This is a genomic window from Endozoicomonas sp., from assembly GCF_051008435.1.
GTDB lineage: Bacteria > Pseudomonadota > Gammaproteobacteria > Pseudomonadales > Endozoicomonadaceae > Endozoicomonas_A.
Genome location: NZ_JBPCXO010000487.1, coordinates 17,926 through 44,633, shown reverse-complemented (window position 1 = coordinate 44,633; position 26,708 = coordinate 17,926). Strand labels below are relative to the sequence as shown.

The window sequence follows — 26,708 nt, the reverse complement described above, 5'->3', positions numbered from 1 at the left end:
AGGTGCATTACATGTAAAACTGATGTTTTTTAGAATCAGGGAAAACAGCCTGACTGCTTCTCAGGAAAATCCGGCAAAACTATACGACGAAAGGTGTTCTACCTGTGCTTTGAAATTCCTATACATCGAGATAGCTTTCTGGACTTTCTGACAGAAGAGTTTTCCGATGCGAACCTGCAAAAAAGAATCCGAACCGAACAGGTTCTGGTGGTGGAGTCAGGCGAACACATTTGTGGCTATGCGGTTTTGGATCGACCCGAAAAAGGCAAAAAAAGTGAACTGATCACGCTTTACTTACTGCCTGAATTTCACGGAAAAGGTGTGGGAAAAACTCTGCTGGACGAAGCCATAAAGCAGTCACCTCAAGGCATATGGCTTAGCTGTTACGAAGGTAATCAAAAAGCATTAAATTTCTATAAAAGACAGGGGATGAAAGTGACTGGAACTCGCTATTTTCAACTGGATGAAGAAAAGCATTTGAACTGGATTTTAGAAAGTCAACCAGCTTAACACAGGCCCAAAGCAACACACAACATCGTCCAAAAAGACGATAAAGCGCTTGCTTGACAGGTCTTTAACGAAGTATCCTGCTGCCATAAACGTGGTGACCGAAAGGAGTTTACGGGTTACCGAGATAACAACAGGGATAATCCCATCAGTACCATTGCATCTGATGTTTACCAACAAACTCTGAGCGACTGTTTGCCCGCATAGTAGTAGCCATGAGCCACTCTAGGAGCCTGTCGGACTTATGCTTTCGGGCATAAATTTCAGTAGAACGAGTCGAATTATTCGATGGATTCGTGAGAATAGTTGACCTATTTAATCGAATTCATCGAATAATTGAGCCGTTCTTTCTGGAATTTAGGCCGAAATTGTCTTAAGTCCGACAGGCTCCTGGGCCATGATTAAAAAAGAAAGCAGTCCTGGGTAAGAAGAAAAAGAACAGAGCCATGAGCGAGATTATCAGTGTAGAAGAGTTCAGCCATCTTACAGGCGCATTATACGAAGGGCTTCAGCAAAAGGTCCCCTGGAAATCCTTTCTGCACAGTCTGCAGGAAAAAATGGATGCCAATTTTGTGACCTTCATCATACGACCACCTTCCAACGAATCAGATGGACTGATTCTCAGTACCGGACATACCGGTGATGAAGTGGTCGCCTCATACAACAAACACTTTTTTGCGATGGATCCTTTTGTCGACCTGCCCAGCAGCAGTGTTGTGACACTGGATGAATTCATTCCGGAAAGTGAGCGCAAAAACTCGGACTATGTTCAGCAGTTTCTGGCCCCCATGAATGTCCATCACATTCTGGGCACGGACATCAATACCCGTGACGGAGCCAAATACAGCCTGCGAATTAGCCGAAGTTCCGAAAGCGACCCATTCACGCAGAAAGATAAAGAGGTGGTCAGCCTTTTTGTCCCTCACTTGATGCACGCTATTGATATCAACCACCAGATTAATCGGGTTGAAACGGAACGAGATCTTTATGCCGGTGCGGTCGACCAGCTTGCGGTCGGCACTATTATTCTGGATGAAGAAGGTAAAGTGCTTCAGACCAACCATGTGGCCCAGGATCTTATCCAGGAAAATGACGGACTGAAGCTCACTGGGCACTCACTGCAAGTGGGAACCAGCCGTGACACCCGTAAACTCCGGGAACTGATCAAACAGGCGCTTTCTGCCCAACAAAATAACACGCCATCGGTTGTAGAAGCCCTGAGAATTCAGCGACCTTCCGGCAAGAGTGATCTGGGTATTGTGGTTCGCTCCGTCCCCACCAACCAGTGGGCGGAAGGCAAGCACTGCCCATCCGTCGTGATTTTTGTCAGCGATCCTGACCGACAGTCACAGGCACCGCAGGAAATCGTCAAAGCACTGTTTGATCTGACTCCTGCTGAAGCTCAACTGGCCATGCTGCTGGCCAACGGTCTGACCCTGGATGAAACATCAGAGCAACTGTGCATCAGCCGTAATACCGCCCGTGCTCACCTGCGCTCGATTTTCTCCAAGACCGGCGTTACTCGCCAGACCATGCTGGTGAGACTGATTCTCAAAAGTGTGGCAACTCTGGGCTAACTTTCAGAAGAAACAGAGGGGCATTTTTTGTCTACGGCTTCCCTGAGTTGCTGAGTCATCTTCTGAACATCATCCTTGTTCAGATCCAGTTCCTGAGCAATCCCGAAAATGGAAAGTCGCTCAGGTGGCTTGCCGTGGTGTGCTCGGGTCTGGTTCCGTTGAGGCTACCACAACCACGCCATACCCATGATCATCAACAGGGTAGCCGCTGACAGGGGAGTCGTAGAGGTACTGTCCGGGATACCTGTTGTACTTACCCCATAAATCCTGACTGTTCCGTCAAATCCTCCGGTCGCCAGCCAGTCGCCGTCGGGGCTGAAGGCGACGCTCTGCACACAATCTGTCGCCTCGGGCAGGGTCTGCAGGGGGCGCGAGGCCGGTGCCGTCCCGCTGTATATCCTGACGTCAGTGTCACCCCCCCCAGCCGCCAGCCAGTTGCCATCGGGGCTGAAGGCGACGCTGTACACCCTATCTGTCGCCTCGGGCAGAGTCTGCAGGGGGGGCGAGGCCGGTGCCGTCCCGCTGTATATCCTGACCTCTCTGTCAAATCCCCCGGTCGCCAGCCAGTTGCTGTCGGGGCTGAAGGCGACGCTGTACACCAAACCTTCCGCATCGGTCAGGGTCTCCAGGGGGGGCGAGACCGGAGCCGTTCTGCTGTATATCCTGACTTTTTTGTCAACCTCCCCAGCCGCCAGCCAGTCGCCGTCGGGGCTGAAGGCGACGCTCCGCACCCTACTTATCGCCTCAGGCAGCATGTGCAGGGGGGGCGAGGCCGGTGCCGTCCCGTTGTATATCCTGACCTTTGTGTCACCACTCCCAGCCGCCAGCCAGTTGCCATCGGGGCTGTAGGCGACGCTGTACACCAAACCTTCCGCATCGGTCAGGGTCTCCAGGGGGGGCGAGACCGGAGCCATCCCGTTGTATATCCTGACCTTTTTGTCAACCCCTCCGGTCGCCAGCCAGTTGCCATCGGGGCTGAAGGCGACGCTTCGCACCCAATCTGTCGCATCGGGCAGGGTCTGCAGAAGTTCGGGCTCTTCCCGGGTTATATCAAAGATTTGCACAGCGCCTGAGTATGGGCAGTCAGGAAACCCTGTCCCCGAACCTATCCCGACGGCCATCCGGGCATTTTTACGATTCCAGGCAACACTAAGAACCCAATGGGGTTCACAATGCGTGGGCATCGTCGTGTGTGTGGGTGTGGGGTTTTCGGTTCCCAAGCGATTGGGGTTTATGGAGATGCTATGGATCAATTCAAAGGGCATGCCTGTGGGTGTTTCAGAGGTAGCCGCCCAACCCTGAACCGACAGACAGCCGACCAGAATGGAACCCGTCAGCATCGCAATAGATGGACTCGCTTTAACTGTCATGATGACGCCTTTTGATTCGCTTTGAACCGTTTTAAACCAAGGAAACAACACTATAGATCAGAACAGCCAACAGTATGGAAAACACCAACAATATACCTGTGACCCTTCAGGGCAATCTCATTTGGCATCCAGTAACAGACAGTGATTTGGACAAAATGTGCTCCGTGAATTTTCTGCCACAACACCATCAGCCGTTGAAGTCTTGATGGGCTGCCTGTACCTGATGCCTCTGAACTTGTTAATCGTCCAGTCAGACGATGCCCTACCCCACCCTAAATCTACAATGCCAGAAAAGCATTCTAAAAATTCCAATCAGGCTATACAGCCCAGCGGGAGAATAATAACGATGAGCCAGCTGCATAGAATTGAAGCCAAAGAAATAGAAGATCGCTACGCCAGAGGCTGGCACTGCCTTGGCCTGGCTGAAGACTACAAAGACGGAAAGGCTCATACTCTGGACATCTTTGGCACCAAACTCGTAGCCTATCAAGGTGAAGACAAGGAAATCCACATCCTGGACGGCTATTGCCCTCACATGGGTGCGGACCTGAGTAAAGGGTGCATAGAGGGTAACTCCATTCGCTGCCCTTTCCACGATTGGCGTTGGGACTCCGATGGCAAGTGTGACGAAATTCCCTATGCCAAACGCATCCCCCGCAAAGCCCAGATCAAGTCCTGGCCCATCAGCGAACAGAATAACCTGCTCTTTATCTGGAACGACCCTGAAGGCAACCCGCCTATTGAAGAACAAGCGATACCCAGAGTAGAAGCGAGTTTCAGTGATGACTGGGCTGACTGGGAAGTCGCCGATCTTACGATCAACACCAACTGTCGTGAGCTGATCGACAACATTGCTGACAAGGCACACTTTGGTCCGGTACACGAATCACCCAACACCTTCTTCTCAAACCGGTTTGAAGCCCATGTAGCCGAACAAACCATGATCGGAAACAGCCCAAGACTCTCAGGTGAAAGTCAGCTGAAGACGGTAGCGACTTATTACGGACCGGCTTATCAGATTACCGAAATGACGGGCGAGATGGACGGTATGCCCATTCACTCTATTTTGCTGAACTGCCATGTACCTATTGATCGCGATAGTTTCCAGCTGCGCTACGGTGTACTGGTTCAGAAGGTTCCGGGTCTGACAGCAGAGCAGAATCGTGAAATTGCCCAGGGTTACATTCAATTAGCCCAGGAAGCCTTCTTTGAAGACGTAGCGATCTGGGATACCAAGGTTCGCGTTGATAATCCTATCCTCTGTGATGGTGACGGACCTGTGTATCAGTTAAGAAAATGGTACGATCAGTTCTACGTTGACGCTGCGGATGTCAAAGAAGAAGTAAAAGAGCGTCAGTACTTTGAGTACATAGACGAAAAACATGAGGAAAAGCTGGAAGCAGAACCAGCCTGAAACTCTGAGCCACTATGAGAACTCTGTCACCACTCACAGTAATGACATAATTTTCATAGAGATTACTCAATAGAGATTACTCAATAGAGATTACTCAGATAAATCGAAAACAAAGGGATGCAAGGCATCCCTTTTTAGAAACTGTTTGAATGCAAGGCGATTGACTTATAATCATTAAAACGTCTATCTTCATTCACTTCTTACTGAAAAATCCCCCAATAAAGAGCTGCTGATGGCTCACAAACTATAAAAGGGATCCTCCATGATTGATGCCGTTGACTACATCATCATCGGTGCTGGCTCCGCCGGATGCGTTCTGGCTAACCGGCTCTCCGCCTGTGGAAAATACCAGGTACTAATGCTGGAAGCTGGCGGCGGTGACCGCAACCCCCTGATTCATTTACCCATGGGTTTCAGTCAGCTGATTGCTACCCCGAGTGTTAACTGGGGCTACAAGACCGAGCCAGAACCTTTCATGAACAACCGGATCATAGACTGGCCCAGAGGTCGTGTTGTTGGTGGCAGCAGCTCTATCAATGGCATGGTATACGTCCGTGGTCAACTTGAAGATTTTGACGACTGGAACGCCCTGGGGAATGAAAGCTGGTCGGGTAAAGAAGTACTCCCCTACTTCAAGAAAAGTGAACAGTTTGAGCGCGGTGGCAATGAGTATCATGGCAATCAGGGCGAAATGGCTGTTTCCGATTCGGACTACAGAGACCGCCACCCTCTGACCAACCTTTATGTTCAGGCCGCCAACCAGGCCGGCTTGCCCTTTAACGACGATTACAATACGAACACTCAGGAAGGGATCACCTTCACTCAGAACACCATTAATAATGGCCGCAGGGCAAGCACTTACAGAGCATTTGTAAAAAATGAATTAAAAGAGCGCAATAACCTGACGGTGATCACAGACGCTCTGGTCGAGAAAATTGACATTGAAAACGGCGCAGCTTCTGGCGTGACCTTCCTACACAAGGGTCAACGACACACCGTCAAGGCAACCAGAGAAACCTTACTGGCTGCAGGTGCTAACAACAGTCCAAAGATTCTGGAGCTTTCCGGAGTGGGACGAAAAGACATTCTTGAGAAAGCCGGTGTTAAACAGAAGCACGAATTGAAGGGTGTCGGTGAAAACCTGCAAGATCATATCCAGATGCAAGTGGTTCACCAACTCAAAGGCGTTGGCAGCGCTAATGACGCCCTGAAGCCCCACCGCCTGATTATGGAAACCGTTAAATATCTGGTGAAACGACGCGGCTTCCTGGCCAATGGCGTAGCACCCATTCTGGGCTTTATAAAAAGCAATATCGGTGAATCCCGTCCTGATCTACAACTGCACTTTGCTCCGGCTGGCGGTGATGTAACAGACACTGGACGTTTATTACCTGCAAAAATACCGTCCATCACTTCTACAGCCAATGTCATGCGACCCGAAAGTAGAGGTTATAGCCATATCAGAAGCAGTGACCCGAAAGAAGCTCCTGCTATTCTGGCCAATTACCTGTCCACCGATCATGATCGCAAAAAATCCATTGAGTGTGTGAAGTGGCAAAGAAAGATTTACTCCCAGTCGCCACTAACCCAACATCTGGACAAAGAGACTTTCCCTGGAAAAGCCATTGTCAGTGATGACGAGATTCTCGACTACATCATGCGGGAAGCAAAAACAGCCTACCATCCCGTAGGTACCTGTAAGATGGGTCATGACTCTGAAGCGGTAGTCGACTCCCGCCTGAAGGTACACGGAATAGAGAAACTCAGGGTAATCGATGCCTCGGTTATGCCTCTCATCCCTTCTGCCAATACCAACGCAGCAACCATCATGATTGCAGAGCGTGGTGCCGAGTGGGTACTGGCTAGCTGACATTTCAGACTAAAGCAGGCAAAGTCATTTTTATAGCTTCCTATATATACCCATTGGATTTCAAGTTGCTACTAGGCGGCAAGTTCGTGAAGCCCCGGGAGCCTACAAACAGTAGGTGACTGGGGTGATCGAACGCTGACAACAACGTAGCAACTTGAAAGACGATGGGTATAAAAGGCTTTGCCTGCCTCCCCTTATTACCCTCACTTAGAGTAAATTCCACAATATCAACCGCCCCCGGGATTCCTGCATAATTACACGACGATTTCACATTATGTAACCCTTCTACTCATGATGAATATTTTCACCCACTCCCTTCACAAAAACACTTAATACAGCCACATCAAACGATAGATTAACACAGTTGACTTAAAATTAATATACGACACTTCCACGTCATTTTAAGTGTTTTTGCGCACTCCATAAGTTAAATCACCTGCCTTACTATAGTTTCCGTCGAGGTTACTACCGAGACACAGAATAAAAACATTTCAAGCAAACAAAAAGAATAATCATGAACATTAAGAAAGCCATAGCTCCAGTGATGATGCTCTCAGCATTGTCGGCCTCCATGGCTGTAGTTTCTGAAGAAGCGCAGGCCAAACAACCCAACGTTGTCGTGATCGTAGCTGATGATCTCGGCTCTTATGACCTGGGCTTCCATGCCAAGAAGTTCCAACAAGCGGAAAACGCACCGACTGTCATCAGCACTCCAAACCTGGACAAGCTGGCTGAGGAAGGTGTTGAGCTGACACGCTTCTACACCAGCCCTAAATGTACTCCGACCCGTGCAGAAATGTTCACTGGCCGTAACACCATTGACATGGGTATCCAGTACTCAACCATTTACCCATGGGAACAAACATCCGTTCCTCTGTCCGAGCACTTCATGCCAGAGTCTTTCCAGGAGGCTGGTTATGACACTGCGATGATCGGTAAGTGGCACCTGGGTCATACCTACGACCGCCAGGCTCCAAACGCCCGAGGTTTTGACTATTTCTTCGGCCACCTGAACACCAACGGTGACTACTTCAAGCATACCGTTCAGCGCGCTCCAGACCTGCAGCGGAATGGTGTAACGGCTCATGAATACTTCGAAGACAGACCTGAGTTCAACCCGGATCTGCCAAACTACGGTCCGTTCGTTTTGAGTCACGAAGCGGTTGAGTGGCTGACGCATGAAAGAACCAACAAGAACAACAACAAGAAAAACCCATTCTTCCTGTACGTTCCATTCAAGGCGCCTCACTCACCTCTGCAGGCACCTGAAGAGCTGATCACTGAGACTGACGAAAACGGTACACCATGGGAAGACGATAACCGAGCCACTTACGCTGCAATGGTTACCGCCATGGACACCGCTATTGGTGAAATCGTTGAAGAACTGGAAGCTCAGGGTGAAAAAGAAGACACCATTATCATGTTCTTCAGTGACAACGGCGGCATGATTGGAAGCGGCGGTGCCAGCAACTTCCCACTGAAAGGCAAGAAAGGTCTTGGTTATGACGGTGGTATCCGCGTTCCAGCGATCATCAACTACCCCAAGAAGCTGAAGCCTGGTGTTAACAACCAGTTCATGTCTGCTATGGATATCTTCCCGACCTTTGCAACTGCAACAGGCGTTGAGCCGCTGAACACCAAAGAATTCGCTGGTGAAGACCTGTGGAAAGAGATCAAGAAAGGCAAGACCAAGCCACGTGAAGAATCACTGATCTACGGATCAAACGACGTAGTAGGTGACAAGCACCACTTCGCCGTCATTCGTCCAGACGGCATGAAGATGGTACAGACTGTACGTACCACTTTCGAAGAGCAGGAAATCACCAACGAACTGTACAACATCATTGATGACCCATCCGAGGCTGCCAACCTGTGGGGCACCCGTCCTCAGCTGCAGGCAGAGATGCAGGAAGAGCTGACCGAATGGCGCAAGCGTCGTCCTTGGGCGGGCGGTATCTCTAAAACGGTACCTCAGGCGGGCTGGAGAGCACCTGCAGACTGGGCTGTTGAACTGAAACTGCGTAGTTCCAACCTGCAGGAAGACGCTGTTGTCGAGAGTGGAAGTATCGATAACATCTACGGCTTCCTGAATGAAGTAGACAATGCTGGTGCCTTGTTCTTCCAGGACCTGAAATACAAGAAAGCCGGTGTTGGTGTTCTGAAATATGAGTGATCAATACTCAGTCAATCACTGATCTGACTTGAAAAAGACCGCCTCCATTTTGTGTTGTAATGGGGCGGTTTCTTTTATGTAGAAGAAAAAAGAATAAAACTTTTAGCTGTTAAAAGAATATAAACATGAGTTAGAGTCAGGGTTTAAAAATTCAAGCTACAGGAGTCTCAAATGAAATCCTTGTACCTGCCCGTGATCACTGCTGCAGTCCTTCTCACAGGCTGTGCCTCCCCTCACGTCATTACCATGAAAGATGGACGGAATATCCAAACCCAGGATACGCCTGAAATGAATGACGATGGTTTTTATGAATATGAAACTCAGGAAGGCTCTGATGCCCGAGTCAATGGCACAGAAGTTCTGGAAATAAACGAGAAGTAATTCGAAGGGAGAGCAGTTTACCTGCAACTGGATTCAACTCACTGATACCCAGCTCAAAGTCATTGCTCTCACCTTATTTAGACCCATCCCACATTCCAGTGGATATACTTCTCTCTTTAAACTCCACGATTTATCATGGCCTTTTTCAGCCGCTCTACTGATATTTTCGTAAACCCCATTCTGCATATTGCTCCGGAGAGACTACTTTTTCTAGCAGGTCCTGTTGATTACCCTGATGGTGGAATCCTTTTCCAACTGTCAGGTCATTCCAAAAAAATGATCTGGCTATCTGCCAGCATAAGGGTTTCCATGAAAAAGCTATTTGCCTTGTATCTGATGTCTGCCCTCTTTTCATCGGTATGTCTGGCAACCCAGTTGCCCTTGATACTCAATGCCAAAGTCACCGGATTTGCTCAGGCTCATGGGGATTACGGGAAACTGTCTGGGGTGGAGGTGATCGTTCTGGAAACAGGGAAGAAAATGGCGACTACCGATGAAAATGGGGAGTTTTCCTTCGAATACCAGGTAGGCAAGCCCCTGACTCTGATGTTCAAACATGCCGACTACCCCCCTTCACAATCTGCAACTATTGTGGTTCAACCTTCCGATGGCAGCGACAGTAAGAATTATTTTACCTACCAGGCCATCTCCCATTCCAAAACAGAATTGATCACCTGGACCAGACTATTTCCTGAATTAAAACCTACGATCAAGAAAGATCACTGCCAGATGATCGTTACCGTAGCAGCCAAAGGTAAAACCCTTTTTGATGAAGAGCAGGGTGAGGAAGGCGCTGAATTACTGATCAATTACTGGCCAGTTAAAAACAACACCTCACGCCTTCCAGGCGGTCCGGACACCTTTCACTTATGCTATTACGGCACGCTTTACTTTTTTCATACCAACCCCACCTGTATAAATAGTAAAACCACCAAAGATGGAGGCGTCTTTGTAGCCAACATTCCCAGCGACAGCACGCAAAAATACATAGCGTATGCTCGCAAACCAACCGTCTCGTTCAGTAACGCTTATTTTCAATGCAGAAAGGACTGGTGGGAAAAGCATGCTCCAGATCACCACTACAAGCTGATCAACCTTTCCCCACCCAACGGACCTACCGTTCAATAAAGACGCCTGAAAGACAGGGGATCTCTAACCTTTTCAAAGGTTACCCCTTTTCCTTGGCAAACTGTTTGGCAAAGGGCTTGTGAATTGCAGAAGGCAGGAAACGCTTCAGGATCTCGACGATTTTAGCGTCTACCCCAATCACTACCCGCTGTTTGTCTTTTTTAACCGCGTTCAGGATTTTTGCCACACACTTTTCCGGTGGCATGGCAAATTTCTCTACCTTATTGGCCGTTTCGGTAGCCACCTTGAGATTGGTCGAACTCTCCAGGTGTGCCCTCATAATATTGGTTTTAATCGCCCCCGGATGAACACTGGTCACACCGACATTATCCCCATGCAGTTCCGCCCACATGGTTTCACTGATCGTTCTCACAGCCGCTTTGGTCGCACTGTACGAAGCCGTGTTAGGCATTCCCATAAAGGCGGCAAGACTGGACATGTTAATGATATGAGCATTGCCACGGCCGGCTTTAGCCGATTCTTTCAAAGCAGGCAGGAAAACCTTACTGCCATAGATAACGCCCCACAGGTTAATCCCCAGGGCAAACTCCCAATCTTCAATGGAATGGCCTTCAAAGGTTTTCTGCAGGGTAATGCCGGCATTATTGGCAAGAATATTCACCTTGCCATGAATCGCTAACACCTCTGCAGGAAAGGCTTCCATTCTTTCACGACTGGTGACATCAACCACGTGATGACTGACTTTGACATTATACGACTCGAGCAGCTTTACCGACTCTTGAAGACCTTCTTCACTGATATCAGCCAGCGCTAGATTACAGCCTTCACTGGCCAGCTGCATCGCCATGGCTCTGCCAATACCACCGCCACCGCCGGTAATTACAGCTACTTTATCTTTGAAGTCCTTCATTAGGTACCACTCTTATTCTTATTGTTCGGAGCCAGATAAAGCCCGAAGAACAATATCCCCGGACTTACAACCAGTACTTGAATTAAATCAATCCTTTCTCTTTCGCCATGGTCAGTGCCAGATCTTCAATCATATCTTCCTGACCACCTACCGTACCACGACGACCCAGTTCCACCAGAATGTCACGAGCCTGAATACCGTATTTGGCTTCTGCACGCTTGGCAAACAACAGGAATGAAGAGTACACGCCCGCATAACCCAACGTGAGAGCATCGCGATCCAGACGAATAGGCTGATCCATAATCGGAACAACACGGTCTTCAGCGACATCCATAATCTTATAGAGATCAACACCACTTTCCACGCCCATACGATCCAGTACTGCGACCAGAACTTCCAGTGGTGTATTACCCGCACCCGCACCCAGACCAGCAACCGATCCGTCAATACGATCAGCACCTGCTTCGATGGCAGACAGTGAGTTTGCAATACCCATTGCCAGGTTATGGTGGCCGTGGAAACCAATTTCTGTATTGGCATTCAGTTCAGAGCGTAACAGGCCAATCTTTTCGGTGACTTCCAGAGGCAACATGTAGCCTGCAGAGTCTGTCATATAGATGCAGTTAGCGCCGTAACGCTCCATCAGTTTTGCCTGCTCCAGAATTTTTTCCGGGCTGACCATATGAGCCATCATAAGGAAACCCACGGTATCCATTTCCATCTTGGCAGACATACCAATATGCTGCTCAGAAACGTCCGCTTCGGTACAGTGAGTGGCAACACGAATACACGACACACCCACATCTTTTGCCATACGCAGATGATCCAGCGTACCAATCCCAGGCAGTTGCAATGCTGAGATTTTGGCATTCTTCATCTTGGGAATAACAGCGTTCAGGTACTCTTCATCGGTATGAGCCGGAAAACCGTAGTTCAAGGAAGCTCCACCCAGACCGTCACCGTGGGTGACTTCAATCATAGGCATACCCGCATCATCCAGAGCGGTGGCAATGCTAACCATTTCGTCCAGTGAGATCTGGTGCTGTTTAGCATGCATGCCGTCGCGCAGACTCATGTCATGGAGCTTGACTGTTTTCCCGCTCAAGGCTGTTTTTTTACCTTTCAAATCCATTATCAAACTCTCCTCTCAACAAGTCCACGCTCTGGCAGGGTGATATTTCCGGCAGCCGCTTCTTCTGCAAACATCTCGGCTGTTCTCAGGCCCGCAGCCGTCATGATGTCCAGGTTACCTGCATACTTAGGCAGGAAGTCACCCAGACCCTCTACCTCCATGAATACGGACACTTTACGGCCGTCAAAGATAGGGCCATTCACCAATTTATAACCAGGAACGTATTTCTGTACGTCTGCCACCATATCGTGAACCGACTGGGTAATGGCTTCCTGATCAGGCTCACCTTCGGTCAGACAGTGAATCGTGTCACGCATGATCAACGGTGGCTCAGCAGGATTGATAATGATGATTGCCTTACCTTTTTTAGCACCACCCACTTTCTCTACCGCACCCGATGTCGTGCTGGTAAATTCATCAATATTCTGACGTGTACCAGGACCTACAGAGCGAGAAGATACTGTGGCAACAATCTCACCGTACTCAACCGCCTGAACCCGTGATACAGCAGCCACCATAGGAATGGTTGCCTGACCACCACAGGTCACCATGTTAACGTTCATTTTCAGGTCAGTGGTGTGTTCTTTCAGGTTCACTGGCGGCACACAAAAAGGGCCAATAGCAGCTGGAGTCAGGTCAATCATGATGACGCCAAGCTCATTCAGCTTGCGGCTGTTTTCAGCATGAACGTAGGCCGATGTCGCATCAAAAGCGATACGGATGTCGTCTTCTTCAACATGAGGAAGGACGCCATCGACGCCTTCGGCAGTGGTTTTGATACCCATTTCACGAGCACGTTTCAAACCTTCTGAATCAGGATCAATACCCACCATCCAGACAGGTTCAATCCACTCGGAACGTTTCATTTTCATCAGCAGATCAGTACCGATGTTACCGGGGCCTATAATGACCGCGTTCAGCTTTTTACTCATATTGCTCTAATCCTTTGCCTTTATTCTTCTTACAGGAGTCTGTGGACTGGCCAAGACCCGGGCTATTCTTCAGGCACCAAATGTAACAGCTGCCGTGCCCATGCCTTCAATTTCAAGCGTCATGACATCGCCCGGCCCCACTGGTTCAAGGGGAACCAGAGACCCGGAAAGAATGATCTCACCCGCCTTGAAAGGAATACCAAACTCACCGAGGGTGTTTGCCAGCCAGGCCACTGCCGTCAAAGGGTTGCCCTGCACCGCAGCGCCAACGCCTTCACTGATCAGCTCACCATTTTTAAAGACTTTCATCTGAGCTTTAGGCAGATCAATCGTACGAGGGTCAACTTCGTTTTCGCCCAAAACAAAAACGCCGCAGGAAGCGTTATCTGCGACGGTGTCCTGAATTTTGATCTGCCAGTTATGAATACGGGAATCAACAATTTCAAAACAAGGCATGACACTTTCGGTAGCATCCAGAACATCCTGTTCAGTCACACCCGGACCCACCAGATCTTTCTTCAGTCTGAAAGCAATTTCGCCTTCTGCCCGGGGCTGAATCAGCTTGTTGTTTGAAATAGAAATGGTTTCAGCATTGTCGAACCACATTTCACGGGTGATGAAGCCAAAGTCAGGCTGATGCACATTCAGCATTTCCTGAACGGCTTTGGACGTTACACCAATTTTTTTACCGACAATTTTATCACCATTGGCTACCCGGCGTTCCACCATGTGCAGCGAGATATGATATGCATCTTCTATGCTGATCTGTGCTTCACGGTCAGTGAAAGGGTCAATGGTCTTACCGGATTTCAGAGCTTCGTAAAGCTCATCCCCGTATTGGGCTCTTTGTTCGTTATTCATTCTTGCGGCCTCGTTAGACGATCAGTGACCAGACTTGATAAAGTCGAGGCATTCACGGTTAAACAATTCTTTATGTTCCACCATGACCCAGTGACCACATTCACTCAGCAGGTTAAAGCGGATATTGCTGCAATGTTCCATCATGGTCTGAGCACCGTGGGATGGACAGAACTTGTCGTTCATTCCCCAGAATCCCAGAATCGGACCCTGCAACTCTTTCAGGCGCTCTGTCAGAACAGGTACCTGCATAGTGGACAGAACGCATTTGGGCTGATTTAGAACAATGGCTACACGCTCATGAACAATGTCATCGCTGATCTGATCAGGATTGAACAGTTGCAGACCCAGCAGCCGTTTCATGCCAACCGGCTCGTTTAATTCACCGGCAGCAAAGGCAGCACCCATTTTCTGAATGCCTTCCATCTCCAGGTAGTAGCGCTCTTTCTCCATCAGACCACCCGGTGCCATCAGGATCAGTTTTTCCACCAGCTCAGGCTTGTCCAAAGCCATCTTGATGGCAATGGCCCCACCCAGAGAGTTACCCACCAGCGTTACTTTTTCGATTCCGAGCTTGTCGATCAGCCCCATCATGGCGTCAACAAAGAAATCCAGCGTATATTCGGTTTCAGGCTTGTCACTCAGGCCATAACCAGGCAAGTCAGGCACAATGGCTCGATACCCGGCCTCGGCAAACACCGGATAATTGCCCTTGAAGTTACTAAAGCCGCTGGCTCCTGGCCCACTGCCATGAATGAACAGAACGGCAGGGCCGACACCTGCTTCCTGATAATGAAGGGTTAACCCATCCTCTACCTCTAGAAAGGCAGCTTCTGGAATCCTGCTCATGACCTGATCTCCTGATGATTGAAACCTGCCAGCGAATAGAGATGAAACGGACTCACTGCACGGTTTTTCTTAGCAAGAGATTTTTTCAATGCCAGCCATAGCATTCATCGTCTGTGTGGACTAAGAGACGTCGGCTCAGGTAGCTAACCTGATTGATGACTTACCGGATCTTAAAAAGAAGATCATCAGGAACCATTGACTTGGGCAGCGCTTTTATAGAGATTCCACCTCATAATAAAGCTGTGAGAGTCCCTCAAATGGAGTTCGTACTAGACAAATTTAATGGTATTACCATCGAGAGTGACTCGATCGTTGATTGCAGTAAGACTTTTCATGCCTCATTTCATGCCTCATTGATCGAGATCATCAACCTTGCTCAGCGCACGAAGAAGAATTTGATCTGGTTGACCCTGCCTATACATCAGTCACATCTGATCGAACCCTGCATAAGAGAAGGATTTAAATTTCATAACTGCCTGGAGACAGAACTGACGCTGATCTATAAAAATGCCCCCGATGCATTTGTCCCATTCATCCCTACGCACACCCTCGGCGCAGGTGCCCTGATCACCAATCACTCTGGCGAAGTACTGGTTGTGAAGGAACATGGCATGGACAGCTACAAACTTCCCGGAGGCCATATAGAGCTGGGAGAGCCTATAGAATCGGCCATCCAGAGAGAAGTTTTTGAAGAAACAGGCATAGAATCCCACTTCGCAGGCCTGGTAGGAATGACCGTCAAGCACCCCTACCGGTTTGGTAAATCGAATATGTACCTGATTTGTAGAATGCTTCCTGCTACGTATTCCATCAATATTCAGGACCAGGATGAAATAGTCGATGCAAAGTGGGTTTTGATATCAGATTACCTTGAAGACACCAATAACAGCCTTTTCAACCGTCAGATGGTAGAAAAACTGTCTAATGAAAAGGGCCTTGAGCTGACCCAACTGGAAGGCAACAGAGGGATTCATAAAAAGCAGGAGATTTTCTTTTCAAAATCCAAAGACTGATTCTTATGACAAAAAACCCAGAACAACAGTATCAAATCTATTATACGAATAAAAAATCTTGCGATCTTATCTTCCAGATTTTCTACCGATGAAAGAGAAATGTTCAGGTAACTCAATAGCTTTTGAAATTTAGCATTTTGATTCAGGGGCTTGAAGATAACTCCGGGTGTTTCCTTACCGGCCAGAGTCTTCAGCAACAATTGCGTATTCCCTATTTCTGAAAGGCTGTCTCCAAAAATAATCACCTTTTCAGGCAAAAAGGTTTTATCACTCAGGACGTTCTCTGATTGCTCGTGCTCCCGGACAAAAGCATTCAAAGACTCAACACGGTCTGCATCTTTTGAAAAAAAATCGGGGCAGCATAACCCCCGGCAGGAATGGCAAACATTGCCAAGACAGCCAGTCTCTTAAACATAGACATACAACTACCTGATGTTGGCTAGGACAGGAAATTCAAATGAGTTATGACGCGCAAGTTAAGGGGAATATAGTCAACCTTGTTTGAATGTGTATTAAAATTACTTTTCACTCATCAACATTGAACAACAGACTCAATCAATTTAAATCACCCCAGTGAAAATCCTCTTCAGGGGGGGGGGGTCTATCACAGCCACATTCCCTAAATCGTCCACATGAACTAATACAGAGTTCCGGGCAGTGGGTAACATCGCCCCATTCATGCCATAAACTAAGAAACTCATTTTATTGTCCAAGCAGAATAAAATGGGGTTCAGAGAAAATAACAAGAGGCCAACATGCAAAACCCATTGGATTTCACAGGCAAAGTGGTGCTGGTAACCGGGGGTGGCAAAGGCGCAGGAAAAGGCATAACCGAACGTTTTCTCGAACAGGGTGCCAATGTCGTCATTTGTGGTCGCAATGAGCCCGAAGATATGCCGGAGCATGACGGCAAAAAAGCCGTGTTTTTTTCCTGTGATGTTCGAGACATTGAACAGGCTAAACAGCTGGTTGATGCAACCGTAGAGCGCTTTGGTCGTCTGGATATTCTCGTTAATAATGCCGGTGGAGCACCAAACGCCGATGCAGCTACCGTTTCTCCTCGCTTTTCAGAATCCATTTTAAGATTGAACCTGATTGCCCCCCTGAATCTGTGCCAGATTGCCAATGCAGTGATGCAAAAGCAGGAAGAGGGTGGTGCCATCATCAATATCTGCAGTGTCAGTGCCAAACGTCCTTCACCCGGAACAGCAGCTTATGGTGCAGCTAAAGCCGGCTTATTGAATCTCACCACCTCACTGGCAGTGGAATGGGCACCAAAAGTCCGGGTCAATGCGGTCATTGCCGGTATGATTCTGACAGAACAGTCTCACATGCATTATGGAGACGATGCAGGTATTGCCAGCGTCGCTAAAACAGTTCCTCTGCAACGGCTAGCAACCCCGTCTGATATCGGCGATACCTGCCTCTACCTGGCTTCTTCTCTCTCCTCTTACGTCAGTGGTGCCGATGTCACGGTTCATGGCGGTGGTGAGAGACCCGCCTTTCTTGATGCTTCAAACGCCGAGGGTTAAGGAATGAGTTCAGAGATTAGCAGCCAGGTTATGATCAACCTGCCATTGGAGCAATCCTGGGAAAAGCTAAAAAATTTCACTTCGTCGCCTAATTACGTCCCGAATCTGACCCACTGTGAACTGCATGAGGGTCCCTCGGAAGGGGTTGGGGCCAGCCGAAGGGTTTATCAGAAGAACGGCCAATATCTCGATGAAACCATCATTCACTGGCAGGAGCAGCAGGGCTTTATCATGCGGCTGCATAAAGGTGACAAAGTAGCGCCACCTTTCAAGGAAGCGAATTTTCGTTACAAGATAAAAGCGGTTGGGGATCAAACTGAAATGACCACCACCATGACCTATGAACTGGGTGGAGGACTGTTCGGAAAAGTGATCGACCGACTGCTGTTCAGAATCATTGTCAAAGGGATGGTGAAAAAGATTGCGGGGAACCTGAAGTCTTTTTACGAGACCGGTCAGCCCGTAAACCCAACCATGACCAGTCACTCTCCTCTCTAAATACAGGCTAAATACAGGCTAAATACAGGAAGCCTGAATACAGGTCGTCTGAGTAAATAATCAGTATTTGCCCACCCGGAGCAGTGCTGCAAAGCAATATAATGCGTGTTTTTTCCATGGTAGGATGGAGTCGATTTCCCGTTACCTTGATGAGCCTTCATGCTGAACTCCAAAATACGCAACCAGATAGACACGGTTTGGGACACTTTCTGGACAGGAGGTGTCACCAACCCGATATCAGTCATTGAGCAGATATCCTACCTGTTGTTTATCAAACGACTGGACGACAATCAGCTGTCACTGGACCGTCAGGCACAACTGGGCCGCCCGGTCAAAAACATTTTCAGCGATGACGAGCAGAACCTGCGCTGGAACACCTTCAAAAACCTTGACCCTGATGTGATGTTTGCCCTGATCAGGGACCACGCATTCCCCAAAATCAAAACGCTGGGCGGTGAGCACGGCTCCTTTGCTCAACATATGAAAGACGCCATCTTTATGATTCCCCGCGCTGACATTCTGGATCAGGTGGTGCAGATGGTGGACGGCATCAATATGAAGGACAAGGACACCAAAGGTGACCTGTACGAATACCTGCTCTCCAAGCTGGCCACCTCCGGTGTGAATGGTCAGTTCCGTACACCTCGCCATATTATCCGCATGATGGTGGAGCTGATGCGCCCCAAGGTAGACGACACCATTTGTGATCCGGCCTGCGGCACCTGCGGCTTTTTAATGGGCGCTGAAGAGTACGTCAGCGAAGCCTTCCGCACCGAGCTCATGAACAAGGCACATAAACAACACTTTGGCAGTGGCCTGTTTACCGGCTTTGACTTCGACCAGCACATGCTGCGTATCGGTGCCATGAACATGATGCTTCACGGCATCGAAAACCCCACTGTAGCCTACCGGGACAGCCTCTCTGACGAGGGCGACAACAATATAGAAGAAGCCTTTAGCCTGATTCTCGCCAACCCGCCCTTTAAAGGTTCGGTGAACTACGATGCCATCTCTCCAGACCTGTTGAAAGCCTTGGGAAAGACCGCTAAAAAGAAAGCCACATCGTCGAAAGAAGACGAAGAAGGCAATAAGAAAAAGAAACAGCCCACCGAAAAGTCCGAACTGCTGTTTATTGCCCTGATTCTGCGAATGCTGAAAGCCGGTGGCCGGGCAGCGGTCATTGTGCCCGACGGCGTACTCTTTGGCTCCACCAAAGCCCATACCAAAATCCGCGAGTCTCTGGTGGAAAACCAGAAACTGCAAGCCGTTATTTCCATGCCTTCCGGTGTGTTCAAACCTTATGCAGGCGTCAGCACCGCCATTTTGATATTTACCAAAACCAACAGCGGCGGTACCGACAAGGTCTGGTTTTACGATATGCAGGCCGATGGCTATTCGTTAGACGACAAGCGCACTCCGCTTGCCAAAGACGATGCTGCCCCCATTCACGAGCAAAACAATATTCCCGATATTCTCAAACGGTTTAATGATCTGAAAGGGGAAACCCAGCGGGCCCGAACCGATCAGAGTTTTATGGTAGACAAGCAAAGCATTGTGGATCAGGGCTACGATCTCTCCATTAATCGGTATAAAGAAGTCGTTTATGAGGCAGTGACCTACGACAAGCCTGAGGTGATTATTGGGCGGATTAAGGCGCTGCAGAAAGCAATGACTGAGGGTGTGGGTGAGTTGGAGGGGTTGGTGTGAGCTTCTTTGTCAACTCTAAAAATTGGCCATTAAAGCCTCTTAAAGAAATTGCTACGTTAAAGCGTGGGTACGATCTTCCAGTTAGTGATAGAACCCCCGGTGCGTACCCAGTCTTTGCTGCAAATGGAGAACACGGCTCACATAATCAATACAAGGTAAAGGGGCCTGGTGTTGTAACTGGCCGCAGTGGGACAATAGGAAAAGTTCATTTTATTGAAGATGACTACTGGCCATTGAACACGGCCTTATACGTTCAGAACTTTCACGGTAACGACCCTCGATGGGTCATGTATATGCTGAGTTCATTTAAGCTTGAACGCTTCCTGCAAGGCGCAGGTGTACCAACACTCAATAGAAACTTGGTTCACAACGAACTAATCCCCCTCCCCCCCCCTCCCCATCCAACGCCACATAGCCCAAGTGCTGGATCAGGCCGACCAGCTTCGCAGGCAGGCGCAGCAGATGGAAACCGAGCTGAACCAGCTGGCTCAGTCGGTGTTTCTGGAGTCCCTAGGTGATCCAGTCATTAACCCGAAAGGATGGGAGCGATATACTGTGTGCCAACTTGGAATAGTTCAAGGTGGCCTTCAGGTTTCCCATAGAAGAGTGACACTGCCGATAGAAGTGCCTTATCTAAGAGTTGCGAATGTGTATCGTGAAAGGCTTGATTTATCTGAAGTGAAAACTATCAAAGTTTCACAAGCAGAGAAAGAGAGAGTATGTTTAGAATCTGGTGATGTTTTGATTGTTGAGGGTCATGGAAATAAAAATGAAATCGGAAGGTGTGCTGTTTGGGATGCTTCCGTAGAAAACTGCGTACATCAAAACCATTTAATAAGAGTGCGTTTTGACCGAACAAAAATATTGCCTGAATTTGCCAGCCTATATCTTAATAGTGAAGGTGGCAGGAGACAACTATTTAAATCTAGCAAGACGACATCTGGCCTCAACACAATCAGTGCCAATAATGTTAAAAATACTGGAATTTTAGTACCGCCTCTTAAAGTTCAGGAAAACTGCCTTAGTCAGATATTTATAATAAACGAGCAGAAAAACTATCTAATGTCTTCTCAGAAAGAATATTCCATACTCTTCCACGCCCTTACCCAAAAAGCCTTCAAAGGCGAACTGACCCTGCCGGACTCGATCACGGAAAGTGCATAAACAGCCATGAGCGAAGAAAAATAAAATAAAAGGAAACAGACGACCATGAGTAACTTTGCATTTCTCAGCGGCCTGAGCTGAAGGACTCGGCAGAGCAGGCGGAAAGCCTGGTGTACGCCAACCCTCGTGGCGCCTGTTTCTTTGCCCGCTATGCCCTGGAGCGGGCGGTAAAAACCCTGTATCGGCTCGACCCATGGCTGAAAAAACCGTATGACACCCACCTGGCCGCACTGATTCATGAGCCCAGTTTCCGTAACAGCCTGGCCAGTGGGCTGTTTCCCAAACTAAAGGCCATTCAGAAAGTGGGCAACCGGGCGGCTCATTCTGAATCCAAGCTCACGGATGCAGATGCTTTCTATGTGCTGCAAGAGCTGCACCACTTTCTGTACTGGCTGGATAAAACCTATTCAGAGCACCCCGCTGGCGATCAGGTGTTTGACGGCGACAAAATCCCCCGCACCGTCATGCTGGACGCCCAGCTGGATCTGAATACCGCTAAAAAGCTGAAAGCCCATGAACAGGCCCTGAAAAAACAGGACCAGGCCGCCACCAAAAAACAGGCCGAGCTGGAACAAAGCAACCAGCAACTGGCCGATGAGATTGCAGAGCTTCGCCAGAAAGTGGCCCAAACCAAAGCGGCCAATGAAGCCGCTGAGCAGGCGGCCGCCGACAGCCCTCTTTACAGCACTCTTTACAGCACTCTTTACAGCCACGACTACAACGAAGCGCAAACCCGTAAATACCTGATCGACGAATACCTGCGGGAAATGGGCTGGGATTTAAGTTGCGCTGATTCCGTCAGCCACTTTTCCGAAGAGGCAAAAAAGGCTGGCGTCAGTTTTGAGACCGAAGTGGAAGGAATGCCCAACCCATCGGGCACGGGTTTTGTTGATTATGTACTCTGGGGAGAAGACCACAAACCGCTGGCCGTGGTAGAAGCCAAACGCACCCGTCATTCGGCCAAAAAAGGCAAACGACAGGCAGAGCTGTATGCAGACTGTCTTGAGAAACAATACGGCCAGCGCCCACTGTTGTATTACACCAACGGGTATGACCTTTATTTCTGGGACGACACCCTGTACCCGGAGCGTCAGGTGCAAGGGTACCGCACCCGTAACGAATTACAGCGACTGGTGGATCGCCGCCGCAATCAGCTGCCCATCGTCAAAGCGCCTGTGGATAAAGCCATTGCCGGTCGTTACTATCAAATAGCGGCGCTGGAGAATATTGCCGAAAAATTCGAGCATGACCGGCAGCGGAAAACCCTGCTGGTCATGGCGACGGGCACCGGTAAAACCCGGACTTCTGTGGCTTTGGTTGATCTGCTGCTCAAAAACAACTGGGCCAAGAATGTCCTGTTTCTGGCCGACCGCAACGCCCTGGTCACTCAGGCTAAAAAAGCCTTTGCCCGGCACTTGCCCCGGACATCCCCCACCATATTGTCATCAGGGCTCACTGCGGCAGAAGTGCAAAGCCGTATGTGCTTCAGCACCTACCCGACCATGATGAACATTCTCAGTGAACCTGCCGCCAGTCGTCTGTTTGGTGTCGGACACTTTGACCTGATCATTGTCGATGAAGCCCATCGCTCGGTGTATAAAAAATACCGCTCTATTTTTGATTACTTTGACAGCCTGCTGGTCGGGCTGACCGCCACGCCCAAGAACGATATTGATAAAAACACCTACGACATTTTTGAGCTGGAAGCGGGCGTACCGACCTATGCCTACGAACTGGAAGAAGGCATTAAAGACGGTTACCTGACACCCCCAAAATGTTACTCAGTGCCGCTAAAATTCATGCGTAAAGGCGTAAAAAAGCACAAAGACCTCACCCCTGAAGAACAGGAAGAGTGGGACGAGAAAGAAGGGCTTGAAGGCCGGGAAGAAGTATTGCCTTCAGAGCTGAACCGCTTTCTGTTCAACACCGACACTGTGGATAAAATGCTGGAAGTCCTGATGCGTGAAGGCATTAAAGTCGGCGGCGGCGACAGGCTGGGTAAAACCATCGTCTTCGCGGCTAATAATGACCATGCCCAGTTTATCCAGAAACGTTTTGATGCCCAGTATCCCAAGTGGGCAGGCAAGTTCGCCCGAGTGATCACCTATAAGAACAAGGAAGACTACGCCGAAACCCTGATTGATGAGTTTAAAGAGGTCATCGTTCCTTCTGGCAAGATCCCCCTGAACATAGCCCTGTCGGTGGATATGCTGGATACCGGCATTGATGTGCCGGAAGTGGTCAATCTGGTGTTTTTCAAGGTCGTGCAGTCCAAGGTCAAGTTTTTGCAGATGGTGGGCCGGGGCACCCGGGTGTGCCCTGAACTCTTTGGCCCGAATCTGACCTTTGATAAGAAAAGAGAGAAAAGAGAGAAAAGAGAGAAAAGAGAGAAAACAAACGACAAACAGTTTTTCAAAGTATTTGACTACTGCCAGAACTTTGAGTTTTTTGAACAGAAACCCGAGGGTGCACCGGATTCCAGCCAGAAGCCCTTAGCGCAGTTGATCTTTGAGAAAAGACTGGAGCTCAGCCACGGACTCAACAAGGCCGAAGAGGAAAGCGACCTGACACTTCGTGCCTACGTGCTGGATATTCTTCATCATCAGGTAGCCGGTATGACGCTGGATAACTTTATTGTCCGGCCAAAACGTGAGTCTGTGGAGAAGTATCTGAAACGGGAGATCTGGGATGCCCTGACCGATGAGCAGTACAGCGAGATTATTAACCAGATCGCCAGCCTGCCCACCGAAGCCGATGCCATCAATGACGACGAAGCCGATGACGAGCTAGCCAAACGCTTTGATCATCTGTTGCTGCACATGCAACTTGAGCAGCTGAACACGAATGTTATTTCTGAAACTCGCCGCTTGCGGGTAGTAGAAGCGGGCGAACGACTGGAAGCCAAGTGTTCCATACCCATGGTGGCGGCCCACCTGGGATTGTTGCAACGGATTCAAACCGTTGAGTTCTGGGAACACACCACTCTGAGTACTTTGGAGGAGGTACGCCGCACACTGAGAAACCTGATGCAGTTTCTCGATAAGGGCGACAAGGTCATTGTTTATACCCGTTTTGGCGATGAGTATGAGGGGGAGATTAAAGAAGTCCCACTGCCTGCCACCAGCGTCGGCCTCGAACAGTATCAGAAAAAAGTAAAGGTCTTTGTCAGAGAGAATGAAAACCAGATCACTATTCAACGCCTTAAACGGGGCAAGGCGGTGACCACTCAGGATCTGGAGCAACTGGAAACCCTGTTGTTCGAAGCCTCAGGTATAGAAGACAAAGTTCGCTATCAGGAAGTAGTGCACCCTAAAGAATCTGTAGGAGTGTTTATTCGCAGTCTGGTAGGGCTGGATCAACACGCTGCCAAAGAGGCTTTTGCCCAGCACCTGAATAACGCTGGCTTGGGTTCGGTTCAAATTGAATTTATCAATACTCTCATCGACTGGCTCTGTCAAAATGGCACGATGGAACCTGCTGCTTTGTATGACTCGCCTTTTATCGACTTTGACGATGACAGTGTATACGGTTTGTTTCCCGACGAGCAGGCAGAGGCGATTGTGAATACGTTGATAGCAGTGAATGACTCGGCCTTTCCTGTTGAGAAAGACGAGGCGGGTTAACCTTCTATCCAGATACAGAAGACTTTCTGACTCCTGCCAAGAAGCCAACCAGTAGCCAGCAAGATGTGATTGATGACTGGAATCTGACCGAGAAGAAGCTGAAGGAATTGGGTGAACTCACTGAGGCCAGCAATAAGGAAGAAATTGAGCGTTTTGCCTAGAGATAGAAAGAGTCAGAACTAACTCTTTCTATCCCTGTTTTATACCCATTGGATTTCAAGTTGCTACCAGGAGCCTGTTGGACTTAGCCGACCGTAGCGAGAAAAAGTCCGGCAGGCTCCTAGACGGCAAATTCGTGAAGCCCCATAGCTAACCAGCTTTCTCGGTATTATGAAAAGAATGAGCTTTGAAGGTGGTACGGAAGATTTTCCATTCCCCATCAATCCTCTGATACTCATCTTCATAGATACCACCGAGCTGTTTGGTCGCTCCCGAGCGGGCATCAATATTGAAATAAAACAGCGCCCACCGCGCCAGCGCACTGTCACCTTCTACCTTGATTTCGGGATTGGCACCATGATGAAGGTCTACCACATGATTATGACAAGCCATCACCCGGAACAACTCAACAAACTGATCACGATCCTTAAACACACCAACAGGCCCGTAATCGATCAGAATCTCACCCTCGGCAAAACATTCCCGAACTCTCTTAACCTGCTTGGTATCGCAGGCATTCAGATAACGATGCTTGAGCAGACGAATGGCTTCGATGTCCTCAAGACGCTGAATTCTCTCTTCCAGTGTCATGCCAGCTGCTCCACGTTGTCTTCGTAACTCCAGTAGGCTTTCATCGAAGTAACTTTGCCTTCATTGTTCAGCTCCATGACATCCAAAGTGTCGATCAGCATATTCATGCCTTCCATTTTGATCTTCACCTGAAACGCCATGGCCCCTTCATTGGCACTGGTGGTTCTGACCGGACCAATCAAATGGGCAGAAGCCTCAGCCTGTCCCAGTCCATTGCGGTAAAAATCTTCGATGGCTTTGATACCCACATGAGGATCAGTACCAACCGGGTCTTCGACCACTGCATTTTCGTCGTATAAATTCAAAATACCGTCAATATCACCGGCATCAACCAGCTCAACGTATTTTTCAAGAACGGTCTTTATAACTTTGGTGTCTACCATTGTTTTTATTCTCCCCGTTGATCGTCCGACTTTGAATGCCAAGGCCCGGAACGCATTCCAGTTTATTGCAACCGCTGTAAAAAATCGATCCTGACGCCCACTCATAAAAGACAAATATAAACTCTTATTATTTTTTAATGATTTACCTCGATGCTTTTTACTGAGTTCCCCATAATCAGGCCCTCACAAAACTTCCGTGGTTCCTCACTCTTAGTGTTTTCTGGAAAAGCCTCGCTCACAAACATCGTTTTTGCCGAGACGCCGAGCATACCCACTCTCTCAGAAATCAGCTACGTGGGCACCACTCCCGAGAGTTTGGTACTGACCGATGTTCTATGGAGTATCCGTTATTTAGCACCTTATAGCTGCAGTAATAATGGAAAGATCAGTACCACCTCTGCCCAGGAACCTGTCAGCAATACGCCAACCTCCGGTAGTGGCTGTCGGTCTGCATGGGTGAGCTGCCTCCGCTTTTTATTCTGCTGTGGAGGTTCCGGTGGAGGTGATGATGATGGCCGGAATCAATGGCGCATAGAGGAACGATTAAGAAGGCAGAAAAACCAGGACTCTATGCAAACGCCTGCACCTGGAATCCTCAGTCGGCAGCAATCGGATGGCAGCAGAACTTCAGACTCTTCTGATCACCGAAGGAGATTTCCCGGCCTTGGCAGACGAGCACGGTCAGCCAATGATGTCAGCAGGAAAACACCCAGCACAGAAGACCTGGATAAACAGCTGGCATCGATCAGAAACGACTTGAGACGAATGAGTGCAACGAATGTCGATATACAGTGGCAGCAGTTTCTTCTGAATCAGCACTGCAGTGAGATTTCTCAAAGCCTCAATACTCTTCCGCAGAACAGACCGCCTTCCAGAGTCCAGTTCGAGCGCATTCACTCAACCACTTTAGGTATGGGAAATATCCATGAGGTTGCCGGTGATGAAGATGAGATCACAGAGTTATAATCTTTACTGA

The 26,708-nt window shown here is 48.9% G+C and carries 24 protein-coding genes; 16 read left to right on the top strand and 8 right to left on the bottom strand.

Features of this window, described 5'->3' with window-relative positions:
• Nucleotides 1–93 precede the first annotated feature (93 nt).
• Complete coding sequence (locus tag ACR2PX_RS24140; RefSeq protein ID WP_434001905.1) at nt 94–510, top strand: GNAT family N-acetyltransferase; 417 nt, start codon at nt 94–96, stop codon at nt 508–510.
• Nucleotides 511–953: 443 nt separating this feature from the next.
• Entirely contained in the window at nt 954–2,084 is a 1,131-nt protein-coding gene (locus ACR2PX_RS24135; RefSeq protein WP_434001904.1) for a helix-turn-helix transcriptional regulator, read from the top strand.
• A 164-nt stretch (nt 2,085–2,248) separates the two neighbouring features.
• Here the strand turns inward: ACR2PX_RS24135 and ACR2PX_RS24130 are convergent, their stop codons facing one another.
• Nucleotides 2,249–3,205: a WD40 repeat domain-containing protein gene (locus tag ACR2PX_RS24130; protein ID WP_434001903.1), complete on the bottom strand. Its 957-nt coding sequence runs from the start codon at nt 3,203–3,205 to the stop codon at nt 2,249–2,251.
• Nucleotides 3,206–3,328: 123 nt separating this feature from the next.
• Here ACR2PX_RS24130 and ACR2PX_RS24125 point away from each other — a divergent pair, with 123 nt between their 5' ends.
• The 6 genes from ACR2PX_RS24125 to ACR2PX_RS24100 all read left to right on the top strand — a co-directional run bounded on the left by ACR2PX_RS24125 (nt 3,329) and on the right by ACR2PX_RS24100 (nt 10,420).
• Nucleotides 3,329–3,469: a hypothetical protein gene (locus ACR2PX_RS24125; RefSeq protein ID WP_434001902.1), complete on the top strand. Its 141-nt coding sequence runs from the start codon at nt 3,329–3,331 to the stop codon at nt 3,467–3,469.
• 331 nt (nt 3,470–3,800) lie between these two features.
• The gene (locus ACR2PX_RS24120; protein WP_434001901.1) at nt 3,801–4,868 is read left to right on the top strand and encodes a Rieske 2Fe-2S domain-containing protein; all 1,068 of its coding nucleotides are present in this window, start codon (nt 3,801–3,803) and stop codon (nt 4,866–4,868) included.
• Nucleotides 4,869–5,130: 262 nt separating this feature from the next.
• Entirely contained in the window at nt 5,131–6,738 is a 1,608-nt protein-coding gene (locus ACR2PX_RS24115) for a GMC family oxidoreductase (protein ID WP_434001900.1), read from the top strand.
• 514 nt (nt 6,739–7,252) lie between these two features.
• Nucleotides 7,253–8,911, top strand: a complete 1,659-nt coding sequence (locus ACR2PX_RS24110; protein ID WP_434001899.1) for an arylsulfatase B — start codon at nt 7,253–7,255, stop codon at nt 8,909–8,911.
• Between the two features lie 171 nt (nt 8,912–9,082).
• Nucleotides 9,083–9,292 carry a YgdI/YgdR family lipoprotein gene (locus ACR2PX_RS24105; RefSeq protein ID WP_434001898.1) on the top strand — a complete coding sequence of 70 codons (210 nt, stop codon included), beginning with the start codon at nt 9,083–9,085 and terminating at the stop codon, nt 9,290–9,292.
• A 135-nt stretch (nt 9,293–9,427) separates the two neighbouring features.
• Nucleotides 9,428–10,420 (top strand): hypothetical protein, encoded by a 993-nt coding sequence (locus tag ACR2PX_RS24100; RefSeq protein WP_434001897.1) that lies wholly within the window; start codon nt 9,428–9,430, stop codon nt 10,418–10,420.
• Nucleotides 10,421–10,460: 40 nt separating this feature from the next.
• On the opposite strand, the gene ACR2PX_RS24095 is transcribed toward ACR2PX_RS24100, so the two are convergent.
• From ACR2PX_RS24095 to ACR2PX_RS24075, 5 genes are all read right to left on the bottom strand, one after another.
• Nucleotides 10,461–11,291 carry an SDR family NAD(P)-dependent oxidoreductase gene (locus tag ACR2PX_RS24095; RefSeq protein ID WP_434001896.1) on the bottom strand — a complete coding sequence of 277 codons (831 nt, stop codon included), beginning with the start codon at nt 11,289–11,291 and terminating at the stop codon, nt 10,461–10,463.
• Between the two features lie 82 nt (nt 11,292–11,373).
• A complete protein-coding gene (gene dmpG, locus ACR2PX_RS24090) occupies nt 11,374–12,423 on the bottom strand; it encodes a 4-hydroxy-2-oxovalerate aldolase (RefSeq protein ID WP_434001895.1) in 1,050 nt (349 codons plus the stop codon).
• Nucleotides 12,424–12,425: 2 nt separating this feature from the next.
• On the bottom strand, nt 12,426–13,355 hold the full coding sequence (locus tag ACR2PX_RS24085) for an acetaldehyde dehydrogenase (acetylating) (RefSeq protein ID WP_434001894.1): 930 nt from the start codon (nt 13,353–13,355) through the stop codon (nt 12,426–12,428).
• A 69-nt stretch (nt 13,356–13,424) separates the two neighbouring features.
• Nucleotides 13,425–14,216, bottom strand: a complete 792-nt coding sequence (locus ACR2PX_RS24080) for a fumarylacetoacetate hydrolase family protein (RefSeq protein ID WP_434001893.1) — start codon at nt 14,214–14,216, stop codon at nt 13,425–13,427.
• 21 nt (nt 14,217–14,237) lie between these two features.
• Nucleotides 14,238–15,062, bottom strand: a complete 825-nt coding sequence (locus ACR2PX_RS24075; protein WP_434001892.1) for an alpha/beta fold hydrolase — start codon at nt 15,060–15,062, stop codon at nt 14,238–14,240.
• 257 nt (nt 15,063–15,319) lie between these two features.
• Between ACR2PX_RS24075 and ACR2PX_RS24070 the strand changes: the two genes are divergently transcribed.
• The 7 genes from ACR2PX_RS24070 to ACR2PX_RS24040 all read left to right on the top strand — a co-directional run bounded on the left by ACR2PX_RS24070 (nt 15,320) and on the right by ACR2PX_RS24040 (nt 24,599).
• Complete coding sequence (locus tag ACR2PX_RS24070; RefSeq protein WP_434001891.1) at nt 15,320–16,075, top strand: NUDIX domain-containing protein; 756 nt, start codon at nt 15,320–15,322, stop codon at nt 16,073–16,075.
• Nucleotides 16,076–16,830: 755 nt separating this feature from the next.
• The gene (locus ACR2PX_RS24065) at nt 16,831–17,607 is read left to right on the top strand and encodes an SDR family oxidoreductase (protein ID WP_434001890.1); all 777 of its coding nucleotides are present in this window, start codon (nt 16,831–16,833) and stop codon (nt 17,605–17,607) included.
• Nucleotides 17,608–17,610: 3 nt separating this feature from the next.
• The gene (locus ACR2PX_RS24060; RefSeq protein WP_434001889.1) at nt 17,611–18,105 is read left to right on the top strand and encodes an SRPBCC family protein; all 495 of its coding nucleotides are present in this window, start codon (nt 17,611–17,613) and stop codon (nt 18,103–18,105) included.
• Between the two features lie 159 nt (nt 18,106–18,264).
• Nucleotides 18,265–19,812 (top strand): type I restriction-modification system subunit M, encoded by a 1,548-nt coding sequence (locus tag ACR2PX_RS24055; RefSeq protein ID WP_434001888.1) that lies wholly within the window; start codon nt 18,265–18,267, stop codon nt 19,810–19,812.
• Entirely contained in the window at nt 19,809–20,330 is a 522-nt protein-coding gene (locus ACR2PX_RS24050) for a restriction endonuclease subunit S (RefSeq protein ID WP_434001887.1), read from the top strand. The genes ACR2PX_RS24055 and ACR2PX_RS24050 overlap by 4 nt, the downstream gene beginning before the upstream one ends.
• Nucleotides 20,275–20,976: a restriction endonuclease subunit S gene (locus tag ACR2PX_RS24045; RefSeq protein WP_434001886.1), complete on the top strand. Its 702-nt coding sequence runs from the start codon at nt 20,275–20,277 to the stop codon at nt 20,974–20,976. The genes ACR2PX_RS24050 and ACR2PX_RS24045 overlap by 56 nt, the downstream gene beginning before the upstream one ends.
• 59 nt (nt 20,977–21,035) lie before the next feature.
• A complete protein-coding gene (locus ACR2PX_RS24040) occupies nt 21,036–24,599 on the top strand; it encodes a DEAD/DEAH box helicase family protein (RefSeq protein WP_434001906.1) in 3,564 nt (1,187 codons plus the stop codon).
• Nucleotides 24,600–24,908: 309 nt separating this feature from the next.
• Here ACR2PX_RS24040 and ACR2PX_RS24035 read toward each other — a convergent pair whose 3' ends face one another.
• Nucleotides 24,909–25,349: a nuclear transport factor 2 family protein gene (locus tag ACR2PX_RS24035; RefSeq protein ID WP_434001885.1), complete on the bottom strand. Its 441-nt coding sequence runs from the start codon at nt 25,347–25,349 to the stop codon at nt 24,909–24,911.
• On the bottom strand, nt 25,346–25,732 hold the full coding sequence (locus ACR2PX_RS24030; protein WP_434001884.1) for a nuclear transport factor 2 family protein: 387 nt from the start codon (nt 25,730–25,732) through the stop codon (nt 25,346–25,348). The genes ACR2PX_RS24035 and ACR2PX_RS24030 overlap by 4 nt, the downstream gene beginning before the upstream one ends.
• A gap of 294 nt (nt 25,733–26,026) precedes the next feature.
• Here ACR2PX_RS24030 and ACR2PX_RS24025 point away from each other — a divergent pair, with 294 nt between their 5' ends.
• Nucleotides 26,027–26,698 (top strand): hypothetical protein, encoded by a 672-nt coding sequence (locus tag ACR2PX_RS24025; protein ID WP_434001883.1) that lies wholly within the window; start codon nt 26,027–26,029, stop codon nt 26,696–26,698.
• Nucleotides 26,699–26,708: the final 10 nt, after the last annotated feature.